Genomic DNA, 14,759 nt, shown 5'->3' on the forward strand with positions numbered 1-14,759 from the left:
TCACCTGGACGTACGAGCTGAAGGGCGCCCCGATCCGGGCGAAGAAGAACCACACCCGGATCGGCGAGGGGTACGCCGTCTTCCCCGTGATCGGCCTCGGCGACGACGGGCAGGTGACCGTCGACGTCGTGCTGCCGAAGTCGATGACGTTCACCGCCTCCTCGGGCGACTTCAGCAAGCGGACCAAGGGCAAGACGACGACCTGGCACTCCGAGGGCGACTTCGTCGACGCCGGCGTCTCCGCCCGCGACCCCAAGGCCTTCGACGAGAAGAAGATCAAGGTCGGCGACACGAAGCTGTCGCTGCAGAGCTTTCCCAAGGACAAGGAGTGGATCGACTTCGCCGAGAAGCGGGTCACCGAGGGCATGCCGGTGCTGGAGGAGCTGACCGGCAACGAGTGGCCCGGTGGGCTGGAGACGATTCGTGAGGATGGCTCGGCGGAGGCGGTCGGCTACGCCTGGTTCGACTCCGACGCCGACGAGATCGTCGTCTCCGAGGATCTGGACACGGCGATCCTCTACCACGAGATGACCCACGCCTGGATCAACCCCGACATCGTCGAGGGCCGCTGGCTGAGCGAGGGTCTGACCGAGCTGGTCGCCCAGCACGCGACGGAGAAGGTCGGCGCCAAGGGGCAGAAGTACGGCAAGGTGAAGCGTCGCAGCAAGGCCGCGTTCCCCCTCCTGACCTGGGATGCCGCCGGCTGGAGCCAGGAGAAGGACGCGTACGGCTACCCGGCTGCCTATACAGCCGTCTCGGCCATGCTCGCGGACCTCTCCGACGAGGAGCTGACCCATGTGGTCGACGACGTCTACGACGGCCGCACCGGTTACGACGCCGCCGACGACGAGATCACCAGCGGCCCGGTCGACTGGCGCCTCTTCCTCGACATCGTGCAGCGGTACGACACCGATGCCTCCCCAGAGAAGCCGCTGAAGAACTGGGTGCTCACCCGCGCCGAGGCCAAGCAGCTCGAGCCCAGGGCCGAGGCCCGCAAGACGTACGCCGAGATCGACCGCGTCAACGGCGAGTGGCTGCCGCCGCTGGGTCTCCGCGACGTCATGGCCGCGTGGACCTTCGAGGACGTGGACGGTGTCGTCGGCCTGATCGGTGAGGCGAACGCCGATGCCGCCGCAGTCCAGGAGGCGGCCGAGAAAGCCGATCTGCCGGTGCCGGCCGCGGCGAAGGAGGCCTACGAGGGCGCCAACGAGGACGACCGGTATCGCGAGCTCGCCACCACGCTGCCCCGCACCGCCGAGGTGATCACCGAGGTCGGTGACGCGACCGCCGACGTCGAGGGCATGCAGAACCCGCTGACCGAGCTCGGTGAGCTGGTGCTGTTCCTCGACGTGGGCGCGGCCAGTGCTCGAGCCGACCTGAACAACGGCTATCTCGAGGACGCCTCGGCCACCGCGGCCGGGGTGCGCGCCCGGGCCGACTGGGCACTGGTCGTCGGACTGGTCGCGCTGCTGGTGCTCGCTTGCGCGGCGTACGCGGCGTACCGGGTGTTCTGGAACCCGTCGGCGCGACGCCGGCGGGCCGAGCGCAGGGCCTACCTCGTGCAGGCGAAGAAGACGAGGAAGGCGGGAGCTCCGTGGGACTCTCGACCTGCCTGGCCGCCGATGCCGCCCGTGCCGCCGCCGGGTCCGCCGTCAGTCGGTGGCGAGCTCCTCGGCGTACAGCGCGGCCCCGACGGCCCCCGCGGTGTTGAGCAGCTTCGCCGGGATGATCTCGGTGTCCAGGTCGAGCAGCGGCAGGAATTCCGCCGCCTCCTTAGAGACCCCTCCGCCGACAAGGAATAGGTCGGGGGAGAAGAGCATCTCCAGGTGCTGGTAGTACCTCTGCAGCCGCTTGGCCCAGTGCCTCCAGGAGAGCTCCTCGCGCTTGCGGGCGATGTTGGAGGCGCGGGTCTCGGCGTCGTGGCCGTCGAGCTCGAGGTGGCCGAGCTCGGAGTTGGGCACGAGCACGCCGTCGTAGAGGAGCGCCGAGCCGATGCCGGTGCCGAGCGTGGTCATGATGACCAGTCCACGGCGACCCTTAGCGGCGCCGTAGCGCACCTCGGCCAGGCCGGCGGCGTCGGCGTCGTTGACCACGTGCACGTCCCGGCCGGTGGCCGCGGTGAAGATCGCGTCCGCGTCGGCGCCGATCCAGGACTTGTCGATGTTGGCAGCGGAGTGGACCACCCCGTGACGTACGACGCCGGGGACGGTCACGCCGACCTTCCCGTCGTAGTCCGGGAACTGGGAGAGCAGATCCACGAAGATCTCGGCGATGGCGTCGGGGGTGGAGCGTTCGGGTGTCGGGATGCGTATGCGTTCCTCGGCGAACTCGCCGGTCGCGAGATCGATCGGGGCACCCTTGATGCCCGTGCCGCCGAAGTCGATGCCGAAGGGCAGGCTCGTCGTCATGACCCCATCCTATTTACAAGCACCGACGTGACGTACGACACTTGACATATCATCCTGGTTTGTCAAAGGGGCCAACGATGGAGATCGCCAACAGCACGGTGCCCGACGGCTCGATCGAACAGTGGCGCGACAAGAAGCGCCATCTGTGGTTGCTCGGCCTGGTGGTGCCGCTCCTCGGGTTCATCGCGATCGGCGGCTGGCATCTCACCGACATCAGCGCGTTCCTGTGGACCGGTCCGATCATCATCCTGATCGTGGTCCCGGCCATCGACCTGTTCGCGGGGCTCGACAAGTCCAACCCGCCCGACGACATGATCGAGGCGCTGGAGAACGACAGGTACTACCGCTGGATCGTCTACTCCTACCTCCCGCTGCAGTACGCCGTCTTCATCGGCGGCATGGCCCTCGCCGCCCACGGCGCCCTGGACGGCCACACCCTGAGCATGATCGACCGGGTCGGGCTGGCGATCTCGGTCGGCTGCATCGGCGGCATCGGCATCAACACCGCCCACGAGCTCGGCCACAAGCGCGAGGACGTCGAGCGCTGGCTCTCCAAGGTCGCGCTCGCGCAGAGCTTCTACGGCCACTTCTACATCGAGCACAACCGCGGCCACCACGTCCGCGTCGCGACTCCCGAGGACCCGGCCTCGGCCAAGGTCGGCGAGTCCTTCTACACCTTCTGGCCGCGCACGGTCTCGGGGTCGCTGAAGAGCGCCTGGAGGCTGGAGAAGAAGAGGTACGCCCGCCGCGACCAGCACCCGTTCCGGATCGGCAACGACGTACTCAACGCCTGGCTGATGTCGGCGGTGCTCTGGGGCGGGCTGATCCTGTGGCTCGGGCCCGTGGTGATCCCGTTCCTGCTGATCCAGGCCGTCGTCGGGTTCTCGCTGCTCGAGGTGATCAACTACATGGAGCACTACGGCATGCTGCGCCAACGCGTCGGCCGGCGCTACGAGCGCGTCGACCCCAGCCACTCCTGGAACTCCAACAACATCGCCACCAACGTGCTGCTCTACCACCTGCAGCGCCACAGCGACCACCACGCCAATCCCGTACGCCGCTACCAGACCCTGCGCGACTACAAGGAGTCTCCGGTGCTGCCGACCGGCTATGCCGGGATGATCCTGCTCGCGCTCGTGCCGCCGGTCTGGCGCCGGGTGATGGACCCCAGGGTGCTGGCGCACTTCGACGGCGACATGTCGCGGGCCAACATCCTGCCGCGCAAGCGGGACAGGATCCTGGCGAAGTATCCGGCGCCGGTCGCAGATCGTGCCGAGACCGGCGACGACACCGTCGTGCAGGTCATCGGCCAGGAGGTGCTGGCCGCCCGCTGTCCCGGGTGCGGCCACACCTACCGAGTGGAGGAGGGCAACGAGGCAGAAGGGTTCGCCGCCGGCACATCGTGGGGGGACGTGCCGGACGACTGGTGCTGCCCGGACTGTGGCGTGCGCGAGAAGGTCGACTTCGTGCCTCTCGCCTCGGACTCCGTCTCGTAGCTCTCCTCGGACGGCGACAGCCCCCGACCTCGTACGAGATCGGGGGCTGTCTGCTGCCGGCGACGGTCAGCGCTTTGCGAGCTCGGGTTCCCGCGGCTCCTCGGCGTAGTGGTCGGCGAGGTAGTGCCGCTCCAGGCTCTCGCCCTCGACGTCGACGTTCGGGAGGATCCGGTCGAGCCACTTCGGCAGCCACCAGGCCTTCTCCCTCATCAGGTACATCAGCGTCGGGATGAGGAGCATCCGCACGATGAAGGCGTCGAAGACGACCGCCGCGGCGAGTGCGAAGCCCATGGACTTGATGATCGGGTCGTCCATCAGGATGAAGCCCGAGAAGACGGCGGTCATGATCAGTGCGGCGGCCGTGACCACCCGGGCCGAGTTGCGGAACCCGTCGACCACGGCCTCCTTGTAGGAGGCACCGTGGACGTGGGCCTCCCGGATCCGGGTGACCAGGAAGACCTGGTAGTCCATCGCCAGGCCGAAGACCAGCCCGATCAGGAAGATCGGCATGAAGCTGACGATCGGCTGGCCGTCGAAGATCCCGAAGGCACCCTCCTGGAAGACCGCCACGGTGACGCCGAGGGTGGCCAGGACCGACAGCAGGAAGCCGAGCGTCGCGGTCAGCGGCACCAGGATCGAGCGGAAGACGAGCATCAGCAGGAGGAACGCCAAGCCGATCACGATCGCGAGGTAGGGCAGCAGTGCGTCGTTCAGCTTCTCGGAGATGTCGGACATGATCGCGGAGGTGCCGGTGACCGCGAGGTCGGTGCCGGTCTCCTCCTCGAGGGCGCCCTCGCCCTCGCGCAGCTCCGCCAGCAGGTCCTCGGTCGCCTCATCCTCCGGTGCGGTCTCCGGCTCGATCAGGATCACCGCGCCGTTCTCGTTGCCCGACGGGGGCACCACCTTGGCTACCCCGTCCAGGGAGCCGGCCCACTCCGCCACCCGGGCGTACGTGGCCTGCTTGGCCGCCGCGTCGCCGGGCGTCTCGCGGGCATCGACCACCAGCATCATCGGGTCGAGGCGGCCCGGGCCGAAGCCCTCCTCGACCAGCTCGACCGCCTGACGGCGCGAGCTGTCCGCGGGGGCCGTGCTGTCGCCCGGCATGCCCAGGTGCAGGTCCTTGAACGGGATGGCCAGGGCGCCCAGGCCGATGACCACGATCAGCACCCAGACGATGGGCGCCTTGCCGATGAACCGAGCCCAGCGGACACCGTTGTTGAGCACGCGGCCGTTGGCCTCGCGCTTGGGGTTGTAGTGGCGTACGGACAGGCCGAAGGCCTTCGACTTGAACACACCCAGCAGTGCCGGGAGCAGGGTCAGCGCGACCAGGACGGCGACCACGACGGTGGCCGCGGCGCCCAGGCCCATGTAGGTCAGGAACGGGATGCCGACGACGCTGAGCGCGGAGAGAGCGATCACGACGGTGAGGCCGGCGAAGACGACCGCGGAGCCGGCGGTGCCGACCGCGACGCCGATCGCCTCCTCACGGTCGTCGGTGTGGTCGAGCTCGCTGCGGTAGCGCGCCAGGATGAACAGCGCGTAGTCGATCCCGACCGCGAGGCCGATCATCGTGGCGAGCATCGGGGTGGTCGAGGAGACGTCGGTGAACGCGGTGAGCGCCGTGATCCCCATGGTGCCGATGCCGACGCCGATGGCGGCGGTGAGGATCGGGAGCCCGGCGGCCACGAACGAGCCGAAGGTCAGCAGCAGGATGAGCAGGGCGAGCACGATGCCGACCAGCTCGGCGCTGGCGCCGCCGATCTCCTGGACCTGCATGCCCTGGCCACGTACCTCGACCTGGAGGCCGGAGGCCGCATCGGCCTCCTCGACGACGTCGGTGACCTCCTGCTGCATCTCCGGGGTCACCTCGGAGACGTCGACGTCCTCGAACTGGGTCGAGATCAGGCCGATCCGGCCGTCCTCGGACAGCGTCGGCTGGGCCTCGAGCTGGCCGAGCAGCATCTGCAGCGCCTGCTTCTCGCTCACCTGCTGACCACTCTGCGCGGACATGGCCTCAGCCGTCGCCGGAGCGGCCGCCTCGGCCATCTCCGGGGTCCAGATGTAGGAGATCTGGTCGGGTACGTCGTCGAGCGCCGCGAGGTTCGTGACGAGCTCGGCCACGGCGGCCTGGTTGTCGGAGCTCGTGAGGGTCTCGCCCTCGGGCGCGGCGACGACCACCTCGATGGAGGCGGCGTCGAGCACCGAGCCCTCCTCGCTGCCCATGATCTCGGGCAGTTCCTCGGCGGCCTCGACCGACTCGAGGCCGGGCATGGTGAAGGTCGTGGACATCGGCTTGGACATCGTGGTCGCCACGGCGCCGATCCCGATGATCACGATCATCCAGACGGCGACGAAGATCGGCCACCGCCGGTAGGCGGTCTTTCCGAGTCGATAGAGCAGCTTGGCCATTTCGGGGTTCCCCCTGGTCAGTGGTTCAGAACAGATCGACGAGGTCGTCGAAGATCCGGGTGAAGTGGTCGGCGACGGTGCCGGCCGAAGGATTGGCGAGGTAGGCGTCGAGCGCGGCGTCGAAGACGACGATCACCAGACGCAGGGCGACGCCGGCGAGCTCCGGGGTCATCTGGTCGCCTTCGCGTTGAGAGATCACCTCGGCGAAGTGAGCCGTCGCCTTCTCGAAGCGCGCGTGCGCGGCGTCGAGCACCTGCTTGTCGGTCTTCAGGACGCGACGGATGAGGACGAGGTCGTCGTGGTCCATCTTCTCGGCCTCGAGCACCGTGCGTACGAGGACGCCGAGGTCGCGGCCGACGTGTCCGGTGGGGCCGCCTCCGACGAAGGTCGCGCCCAGCTCGGGATCGGGCTCGTGGTCAGGACCGAGGACGGCATCCATCTTGCTCGGAACGTGGTTGAACAACGTACGTCGCGAGACGCCGACCCGCTCGGCGAGATGGTCCATGGTCCAGCCGTCGAAGCCGAACTCGTCGGTCATCTGGAGCGCGGCGCGATGGATGGCGGCCGCGGTGCGATCCCGTCGCATCATCCGATTGCACTCTCACTCATAGAGTGCATTGTTGCACCCTGGGGGTATTGAGTGCAAAACGATGTGGGACAGTTCACCCGGCCCGTCATCCGCAGGGAGGCATGGCCGTAGACTTTGCCTTCATGGCGGCCGGCGCACCTGAAACCACCCGACAGCGGATCCTCGATGCCGCCGTCGAGATGACCACCGAGACCGGGTGGGCGAGTGTGACGATGTCCCGCATCGCCCAGCGGTGCGGGGTGAGCCGGCAGACGGTCTACAACGACATCGGCGCCAAGCCGACCCTGGCGAAGTCGCTGATCCTGCGTGAGCTGGAGCAGTTCCTCGCGGTCGTGAGCACCGCCTTCGCCCAGGAGGACGACTTCATCCGGGCGATCCGCCAGGCGACGTACGGCGTCCTCGACCGTGCCCAGGACAACAAGCTGCTGCACGCGGTCGTCTCGGCGACCCACGGTGCCGACACCGAGCTGCTGCCCTACCTCACCAGCCACAGCGAGGGACTGCTGGGCTATGCGACCGAGCTCATCCACGAGCACGTCGAGAAGTTCGAGCACGGGCTGACCGACGACCAGGCGGACACCGCCATCGAGATGACCGTCCGCGTGGTCCTCAGCCATGTCATGCAGCCCACCAAGTCACCCGACGAGACCGCCGACGACATCGCGTGGCTGATCTCGCGGGTCCTGAACGGCTGAGTTACCAGCGAGTTGGGTGCTGACCAGGCCTCGCCTAATCTTCCTGCGGGGAGGTAGATGGATGCGACAGGTCTCGTGGAGAGGGGCTGCGGCAATCGGCGCGGTGCTCGTGGTGACCCTGGCCGCCTGTGCGGGTGAGCCGTCGAAGCCGGCCTCGCCGAGCGGCAGCCCGAGTCCGAGCGCCAGCGGGGCAGCGAACGACGAGAGCCCAATAGCCGACCCCTCGCACGCCGTCGACATCCCCGGCAAGCGCGAGGGCACGCTGCACTCCACCGACCTGCTGATCCTCTCCGAGGACACCCTCTCGTCCGCCGACGTCAAGAAGATCCGAGGACTCGACGGCGTCTCCGGCGTCGAGCAGATCTCGATGGCCCAGGTCAGCGTCGAGGGACGGCTGGTGAAGGTGGTCGCCGTCGATCCCGCGACCTACCGCAACTTCGCCCCCTTCCAGAGCGCCGACTCCGATGAGGTCTGGCAGCGCGTCGCCGGTGGCGAGGTGGCGATCGACCCCGAGCGCCAGGACGAGCTCCCGGCCGACAAGGACGGGTTCGTGAGGCTCGGCTCCAAGAAGGACGCGGCCTCCGTCCACGTCGGTGCCTACGCTCCCCAGCCGCCGGGTCTCGCCGCGGCCGTCGTCAACCACAAGTGGGGCGAGGAGATGGGGATGGAGAAGGGCAACGCGCTCATCGTCTCCACCGCCGCCATCGCCCCCAATCGCGTCGTCAAGCCGATCCAGACGGTCGTCGGCTCGGACGCCTCCGTCCAGCGCCTCGACGTCGTCGCCCGCGCGGGTCTCGACCCCAACGCTCCCCAGAAGGCGTACGTCGTCGGCACCGTCGCCGAGGCCGTCGGCAACTACACCTACCGGGCCAACGGCGATGGCACCATCACCCCCGCCTCCAGCTGGGTCAGCTCCCACATCGTGACCGCCCAGGTGCCGATCCTGGGCTCGGTGACCTGCAACAAGGTGATGATCCCGCAGCTGCGCGCCGCGCTCCAGGAGGTCGTCGACCGCGGCCTGGCCAAGAAGATCAATCCGTCGCAGTACGCCGGCTGCTTCTACCCCCGCTTCATCGCCAACACCACCCAGCTCTCCAACCACGCCTTCGGCACCGCCGTCGACCTCAACACCGCCGGCAACCAACGCGGCACCGTCGGCGAGATGGACCGCACCGTCGTCTCCATCTTCGAGCGCTGGGGCTTCACCTGGGGCGGCAACTGGAAGTGGACCGACCCCATGCACTTCGAGATGAACCGCATCGTCAAACCGGGCTGATCCGGGGTTGTTGCTGACCTGCTTGGGACCTCGCATCTACGCTGGGGGGCGTGACGATCCTCGATGACGCCCGCCCGGGCATGGACGACAGCATTCGGCCGCAGGACGACCTGTTCGGGTTCGTCAACGGCACCTGGCTCCGGGAGGTCGAGATTCCGTCCGACCGGTCCAGCTGGGGGCCGTTCGTGATGCTCGCCGACCAGGCCGAGAAGGACGTGCGGGCGATCATCGAGGAGCTCGCGGCCTCGGGTGGCGAGCAGGGCAGCGACGCCCAGAAGATCGGCGACCTCTTCGCGAGCTTCATGGACGTGGAGGGGGTGACTGCGCGCGGCGTACGTCCTCTTGATGGTCTGAGGGCTGCCGTCGACGGGCTTCGCGACGCGGACGACCTGGCGGCGTTCCTGGGCGAGGTCGAGCGGATCGGCGGTCACGGGCTGTTCGGGTCCTACGTCGACAACGACGACAAGCAGTCCGACCGCTACATCTTCAACCTGCTCCAGGGCGGCCTCGGGCTGCCCGACAAGGACTACTACTTCGACGAGAAGTTCGCCGAGGTGCTGGCGAAGTACGCCGACTACCTGACCCGCCTCTACGAGCTCGCCGAGCACCCCGACCCGCGTGCGGCCGCCGAGACGATCATCAGGATCGACACCCGCCTGGCCGAGGGCCACTGGGCGCGCGAGGAGACCCGCGACAAGCAGAAGACCTACAACCTGCTGACCATCGCCGAGCTGCGCGAGCTGGCCCCCAACTTCAACTGGGATGCGTACGTCCGCAACCTCTCCGGCTCGAAGCTGTCCACCGAGGCGGTGCTCGGTGAGGTGGTCGTGCGGCAGCCGTCGTTCTTCTCCCACCTCTCGACCGTGCTCGGCGAGGTCGACATCGACGACTGGAAGTCGTGGCTCTACTTCCACGTCCTGCGCTGGGCGGCGCCCTACCTGACAGACGACTTCGTCGAGACCAACTTCGACTTCTACGGGCGCACCCTCAACGGCACGCCTGAGCTGCGCGAACGCTGGAAGCGCGGGGTGGCGATCGTGGAGGGCGCGATCGGTGAGGCGGTCGGCAAGGAGTACGCCGCGCGTCACTTCCCGCCCGAGGCGAAGGCGCAGATGGACGAGCTCGTCCACAACCTCCTCGAGGCCTACCGGAAGTCGATCTCCGAGCTCGACTGGATGGGCGAGGAGACCAAGGAGAAGGCGTACGAGAAGCTCGACAAGTTCACACCGAAGATCGGCTACCCGTCGAAGTGGCGCGACTACTCGGCGCTGACCATCTCCAAGGACGACCTGATCGGCAACGTCTCGGCCGCCTCGGTCTTCGAGACCGACCGGCAGCTCGGCAAGCTCGGCAGCCCGGTGGACCGCGACGAGTGGTTCATGCTGCCGCAGACGGTCAACGCCTACTACAACCCCGGCACCAACGAGATCTGCTTCCCGGCCGGGATCCTGCAGCGCCCGTTCTTCGACAAGGACGCGCACCCGGCGGAGAACTACGGCGGCATCGGCGCGGTGATCGGCCACGAGGTCGGGCACGGCTTCGATGACCAGGGTGCCCAGTTCGACGGCGACGGCAACATGCAGGACTGGTGGTCGCCGGAGGACAAGGCGGCCTTCGAGGTGAAGACCAAGGCGCTCATCGAGCAGTACTCGGCGCTCTCGCCGCGGGACCTGCCGGGTGAGTTCGTCAACGGTGCGCTGACCGTCGGCGAGAACATCGGCGACCTGGGTGGCCTGACGATCGCGCACACCGCCTACATGCTCGCCACCGACGGTGCCGCCGGCGTCGGCGACCGGCAGCGGCTCTTCCTCAACTGGGCCTACGTGTGGCGTACGGTGCGACGCAAGGAGCAGGCGCAGCAGTACCTCACGATCGACCCGCACAGCCCGCCGGAGTTCCGTGCCAACATCGCCCGGAACCTGGACGAGTTCCACGAGGTTTTCGGCACCGCTCCGGGCGACGGACTGTGGCTCGATCCGGAGGACCGAGTGCGCATCTGGTGATATGCCCCCGGGTGCGTTTGGTTAATATTTGATAACGACGTAAACGAGTTACGCGGGGCGACCGCTTCATAAAGCTGCATTGCAGGAATTTGTTCGGTCGCACACCCGATTCGGGTGGAAGGATCCGGTCCCATCCTGGTCCTGATCTCGAGGAGTACCCCCATGCGTAGATTCGTTCGAGCGGCTGGTGCCACCACCGCTGCCGCCGTTGCAGGAACCGCCTTCATCGCCTCCTTCGGAAGCCCAGCCGGCGCCACCCCTGCCGACTCCGCCTCCGCCATCACGCCGACGAGCATCACGCAGACGGGCCTGGCTGCCCAGAAGGTCATCGACGACGGGTCGATCGCGGACAAGGCGATCCGCGCGCTGACGAGCAAGCCGTCGACCTGGAAGGTCGGCGCGGGCCAGGAGCTCGAGCCCGTGGTGACCCTGAAGGACACCAACGGTGCCACCCACGTCCGGATGAACCGGACGTACGAGGGCCTCGAGGTCGTCGGCGGCGACCTGGTCGCCCACCAGAGCAAGGCCGGCACCCTGACCTCGGTCTCCCAGGGGCTGACCAAGGTGCTCGACCTCTCGGTGAAGCCGGCCGTCACCGGGGCCGCGGCCACCAAGGCCGCGCTGACCCTGGACGCCGTGACCAAGACGATCACCAAGCTCCAGGCCGACAAGAAGTACGCACCCGAGCTCGTCGTCGACGCGGTCGACGGCGCCCCGACGCTGGCGTGGCGGGTGACCACCAAGGGCAAGCAGGCCGACGGCACTCCCTCGCGCCTGGCGACCTACGTCGACGCGGAGACGGGCAAGGTGCTGCGCCGGGTCGAGGGCATCCACACCATCGACGGCGAGGGCAGCACCCTCTACTCCGGGACCGTCCCGCTGCAGGTGAAGCAGAACGGCTCGACGTACGAGCTGCGTGACGAGACCCGCGGCGGCACCTACACGACCGACATGAACAACGCCGAGGACAGCCTGCTGTGCCAGCTTCTCGGGTTCGGCTGCGCGGCGGGAACGGTGGTCACCAGCCCGACCACCACCTTCGGCAACGGCTCCAACGACGACCGGGCGACCGCGGCGGCAGACGCGCAGTACGGCACCAACGTCACCTGGGACTACTTCAAGAACGTCCACGCCCGCGACGGCATCTTCGGTGACGGCTCGGGCTCCTACAACCGGGTCCACTACGGCAACGACTACGTCAACGCCTTCTGGGACGGCGAGAAGATGACGTACGGCGACGGCGACGGTGTCGGCTACGGACCGCTGGTCTCGCTGGACGTCGCGGGCCACGAGATGACCCACGGTGTCACCGAGAACACCTCGGGCCTGGAGTACTCCGGTGAGTCCGGTGGCCTCAACGAGTCGACCTCGGACATCTTCGGCACGGCGGTCGAGTTCTACGCCGACAACGCCGAGGACCAGGGCGACTACCTGATCGGTGAGTCCTTCATCCTCGACGGCGGCGACCCGCTGCGCCGGATGGACAACCCGTCCTTCGACGGCAACTCGGTCAACTGCTGGTCGTCCTCGACCGGGGGCCTCGACGTCCACTACTCCAGCGGCGTCGGCAACCACTTCTTCTACCTGCTCTCCGAGGGCTCGGGTACGAAGACGATCGGTGGGGTCGAGCACTCGAGCACGACCTGTGACAGCTCGACGATCGCCGGGATCGGTCGCGACAAGGCGGAGAAGATCTGGTTCCGGGCCAACTCGACCTACTTCACCTCGACCACCGACTACGCCGGCGCGCGCGACGCGACGGTGCAGGCGGCCTCGGACCTCTACGGCGCCTCCAGCCCCGAGGTCACGGCCGTCGAGGCGGCGTGGACCGCGGTCTCGGTGAGCTGATCTCGCCACATTGACAACAGAGTGGCCCGACGGCGCCGTTTCCTACAGGAGGCGGCGCCGTCGACCGCTTTGGGTAACTAAAGTACGAATTCGGGCGTGTGGTTATGCCGGTTCGGCGATTGGACGCATACTGGAGATGCCGGGCCGGTTCTGCGGGTCCCCGTGGGGGAGGACCAACAGCGCCGGCTCGGCGTTTGCTTGCGCGCTCGGGTGAATAACGGTTCGCGTGGACGGGTCGTCGCTGTCTACCCTGGAGGCATGTACTCCGGTATCGCCTACATGCGCCTGCGCCCCGCCGCCTGACGGCGGCGCTGCGAGGCATACTCACGCCGCTGTCCGGCCATGCCGGGTAGCTGCCTTCGCTTTCCCGGCTCCCGTATGCGAGCTGGAAGTTCACTTTCGTGTCTGTACAGACCCACCACACCTCTGCCCATCTGCGCGCCGAGGACATCTCTGTCACCCGCGGCGGTCGCCCCGTCCTGCGCGGCGTCTCCCTGACCGTCTCCGCCGCCAACCGGTCGCGGTTGGCCATCGTCGGTGAGAACGGCCGCGGCAAGACGACGCTGCTCCACGTCCTCGCCGGGCTGCTCGAACCCGACTCCGGCCGGGTTCAGCGGCACGGCAGTCTGGGGATCGCCCAACAAGCCCTGGACGTACGCACCGGGGACACCGTCGGCACCCTCACTTCTGCCGCGCTGGCCGAGTCGCACTCCGCGCTCCGCGCGCTCGACGAGGCTGCTGCTGCGTTGTCGGACGACCCGACGGACTCCGGCGGGAGGTACGCCGCCGCGCTGGAGCGTGCGACCACGCTGGACGCCTGGGACGCCGACCGCCGGGTCCAGATCGCCCTGGAGGCGCTCGGCGCGTGCACCGATCACGGACGAGAGCTGGCGACGCTGTCGGTCGGCCAGCGCTACCGGGTGCGGCTGGCCTGCCTGCTCGGGGCGCACCACGACCTCCTCGTGCTCGACGAGCCGACCAACCATCTCGACGCGTCGGGGCTGGCGTTCCTGACCGAGCAGGTCCGGACTCATGCCGGCGGCGTCGTACTCGTCTCGCACGACCGGGCGCTGCTGCGCGAGGTCGGCGAGGAGTTCCTCGACCTGGATCCGAGCGAGGACGGCCGGCCCAGGACGTACGCCGGTGGCTACCAGGGCTGGCAGGAGGGTCGTCGCCGCGACCGGGAGCGCTGGGAGCAGGACTACGCGGCTCAGCAGGAGGAGCACCGACGGCTGCAGGACTCGGTCTCGGCGGCGCGGGACCGGCTGAGCACCGGCTGGCGCCCGCCGAAGGGCACCGGCAAGCATCAGCGACAGACCCGGGCGCCCGGTCTGGTGCGCTCCTTCAACCGTGACCTCGCGGCGCTCGATGCGCACCGCATCTCCGTGCCGGAGCCGCCGATGTCCTTGCGGTTCCCGGCGCTCTCCTCGGATGTCGGAGGAACTTTGCTGCGGTGTGAAGGCGTACGCGTGCCCGGCCGGTTGTCCGGACCGGTCTCGTTCGCCCTCGACGGCGGCGAGCGGCTCGTCGTCACCGGTCCGAACGGGGCGGGCAAGTCGACGTTGCTGCAGGTTCTGGGCGGCGTACTTCCTCCGTCCGAGGGGTCGGTGTGGACATCCTCGGGCGCGCGGGTCGCGCTCGTCGGTCAGGAGGAGCCCGAGTGGGCGCCGGGTCTGACGGCGGCGGAGGTCTACTCCCAGCACTGTGGGCAGCTGGTCGCCGCCGGGGTGGTGCCGGAGCGGGCGATCCCGTCGCTCCGGTCGACCGGGCTGGTGGACGCCGAGGCGCGGCGTACGCCTGCCTCGCGGCTGTCCCAAGGGCAGCAGCGGCGGCTCGAGCTGGCGCTGAGGCTCGCCTCGCTCCCGCAGCTGCTGATCCTGGACGAGCCGACCAACCATCTCTCGGCCGGTCTTGTCGACAAGCTGACGGCCGCGCTGCGGGCGACGCCGGCTGCGGTCGTGGTGGCCACGCACGATCGTCAGATGCTGGCTGACCTGGCCGACTGGCCGACGTTGGCGCTGGGAAAGTAGTCGGT

The 14,759-nt window shown here is 68.4% G+C and carries 9 protein-coding genes; 6 read left to right on the forward strand and 3 right to left on the reverse strand.

Annotation, left to right across the window (positions count from 1 at the left end):
• Positions 1-1,652: 1,652 nt before the first annotated feature.
• Entirely contained in the window at positions 1,653-2,408 is a 756-nt protein-coding gene (gene ppgK / locus OG801_RS15420) for a polyphosphate--glucose phosphotransferase (protein WP_355018769.1), read from the reverse strand.
• Positions 2,409-2,485: 77 nt separating this feature from the next.
• Between ppgK and OG801_RS15425 the strand changes: the two genes are divergently transcribed.
• Positions 2,486-3,904 (forward strand): fatty acid desaturase, encoded by a 1,419-nt coding sequence (locus OG801_RS15425; protein ID WP_406029595.1) that lies wholly within the window; start codon positions 2,486-2,488, stop codon positions 3,902-3,904.
• Between the two features lie 66 nt (positions 3,905-3,970).
• Here the strand turns inward: OG801_RS15425 and OG801_RS15430 are convergent, their stop codons facing one another.
• Positions 3,971-6,313 (reverse strand): MMPL family transporter, encoded by a 2,343-nt coding sequence (locus OG801_RS15430; RefSeq protein ID WP_406029596.1) that lies wholly within the window; start codon positions 6,311-6,313, stop codon positions 3,971-3,973.
• A 25-nt stretch (positions 6,314-6,338) separates the two neighbouring features.
• Entirely contained in the window at positions 6,339-6,899 is a 561-nt protein-coding gene (locus OG801_RS15435; RefSeq protein WP_406025209.1) for a TetR/AcrR family transcriptional regulator, read from the reverse strand.
• A 104-nt stretch (positions 6,900-7,003) separates the two neighbouring features.
• Between OG801_RS15435 and OG801_RS15440 the strand changes: the two genes are divergently transcribed.
• The 5 genes from OG801_RS15440 to OG801_RS15460 all read left to right on the forward strand — a co-directional run bounded on the left by OG801_RS15440 (position 7,004) and on the right by OG801_RS15460 (position 14,754).
• Positions 7,004-7,597: a TetR family transcriptional regulator gene (locus tag OG801_RS15440; protein WP_355018765.1), complete on the forward strand. Its 594-nt coding sequence runs from the start codon at positions 7,004-7,006 to the stop codon at positions 7,595-7,597.
• 61 nt (positions 7,598-7,658) lie between these two features.
• The gene (locus OG801_RS15445) at positions 7,659-8,873 is read left to right on the forward strand and encodes a M15 family metallopeptidase (RefSeq protein ID WP_406029597.1); all 1,215 of its coding nucleotides are present in this window, start codon (positions 7,659-7,661) and stop codon (positions 8,871-8,873) included.
• A 50-nt stretch (positions 8,874-8,923) separates the two neighbouring features.
• Positions 8,924-10,876: a M13 family metallopeptidase gene (locus tag OG801_RS15450; RefSeq protein WP_406029598.1), complete on the forward strand. Its 1,953-nt coding sequence runs from the start codon at positions 8,924-8,926 to the stop codon at positions 10,874-10,876.
• 162 nt (positions 10,877-11,038) lie between these two features.
• Complete coding sequence (locus OG801_RS15455) at positions 11,039-12,724, forward strand: M4 family metallopeptidase (protein ID WP_406029599.1); 1,686 nt, start codon at positions 11,039-11,041, stop codon at positions 12,722-12,724.
• A 401-nt stretch (positions 12,725-13,125) separates the two neighbouring features.
• Positions 13,126-14,754 (forward strand): ABC-F family ATP-binding cassette domain-containing protein, encoded by a 1,629-nt coding sequence (locus OG801_RS15460; protein ID WP_406029600.1) that lies wholly within the window; start codon positions 13,126-13,128, stop codon positions 14,752-14,754.
• Positions 14,755-14,759: the final 5 nt, after the last annotated feature.

The sequence above is a fragment of the Nocardioides sp. NBC_00163 genome, from assembly GCF_045206295.1.
GTDB lineage: Bacteria > Actinomycetota > Actinomycetes > Propionibacteriales > Nocardioidaceae > Nocardioides.

Bases quoted from the DNA above. Each gene is read 5' to 3' on its own strand.
- ppgK (WP_355018769.1), bottom strand. From the start codon at position 2,408: ATGACGACGAGCCTGCCCTTCGGCATCGACTTCGGCGGCACGGGCATC.
- OG801_RS15425 (WP_406029595.1), top strand. From the start codon at position 2,486: ATGGAGATCGCCAACAGCACGGTGCCCGACGGCTCGATCGAACAGTGG.
- OG801_RS15430 (WP_406029596.1), bottom strand. From the start codon at position 6,313: ATGGCCAAGCTGCTCTATCGACTCGGAAAGACCGCCTACCGGCGGTGG.
- OG801_RS15435 (WP_406025209.1), bottom strand. From the start codon at position 6,899: ATGCGACGGGATCGCACCGCGGCCGCCATCCATCGCGCCGCGCTCCAG.
- OG801_RS15440 (WP_355018765.1), top strand. From the start codon at position 7,004: ATGGCCGTAGACTTTGCCTTCATGGCGGCCGGCGCACCTGAAACCACC.
- OG801_RS15445 (WP_406029597.1), top strand. From the start codon at position 7,659: ATGCGACAGGTCTCGTGGAGAGGGGCTGCGGCAATCGGCGCGGTGCTC.
- OG801_RS15455 (WP_406029599.1), top strand. From the start codon at position 11,039: ATGCGTAGATTCGTTCGAGCGGCTGGTGCCACCACCGCTGCCGCCGTT.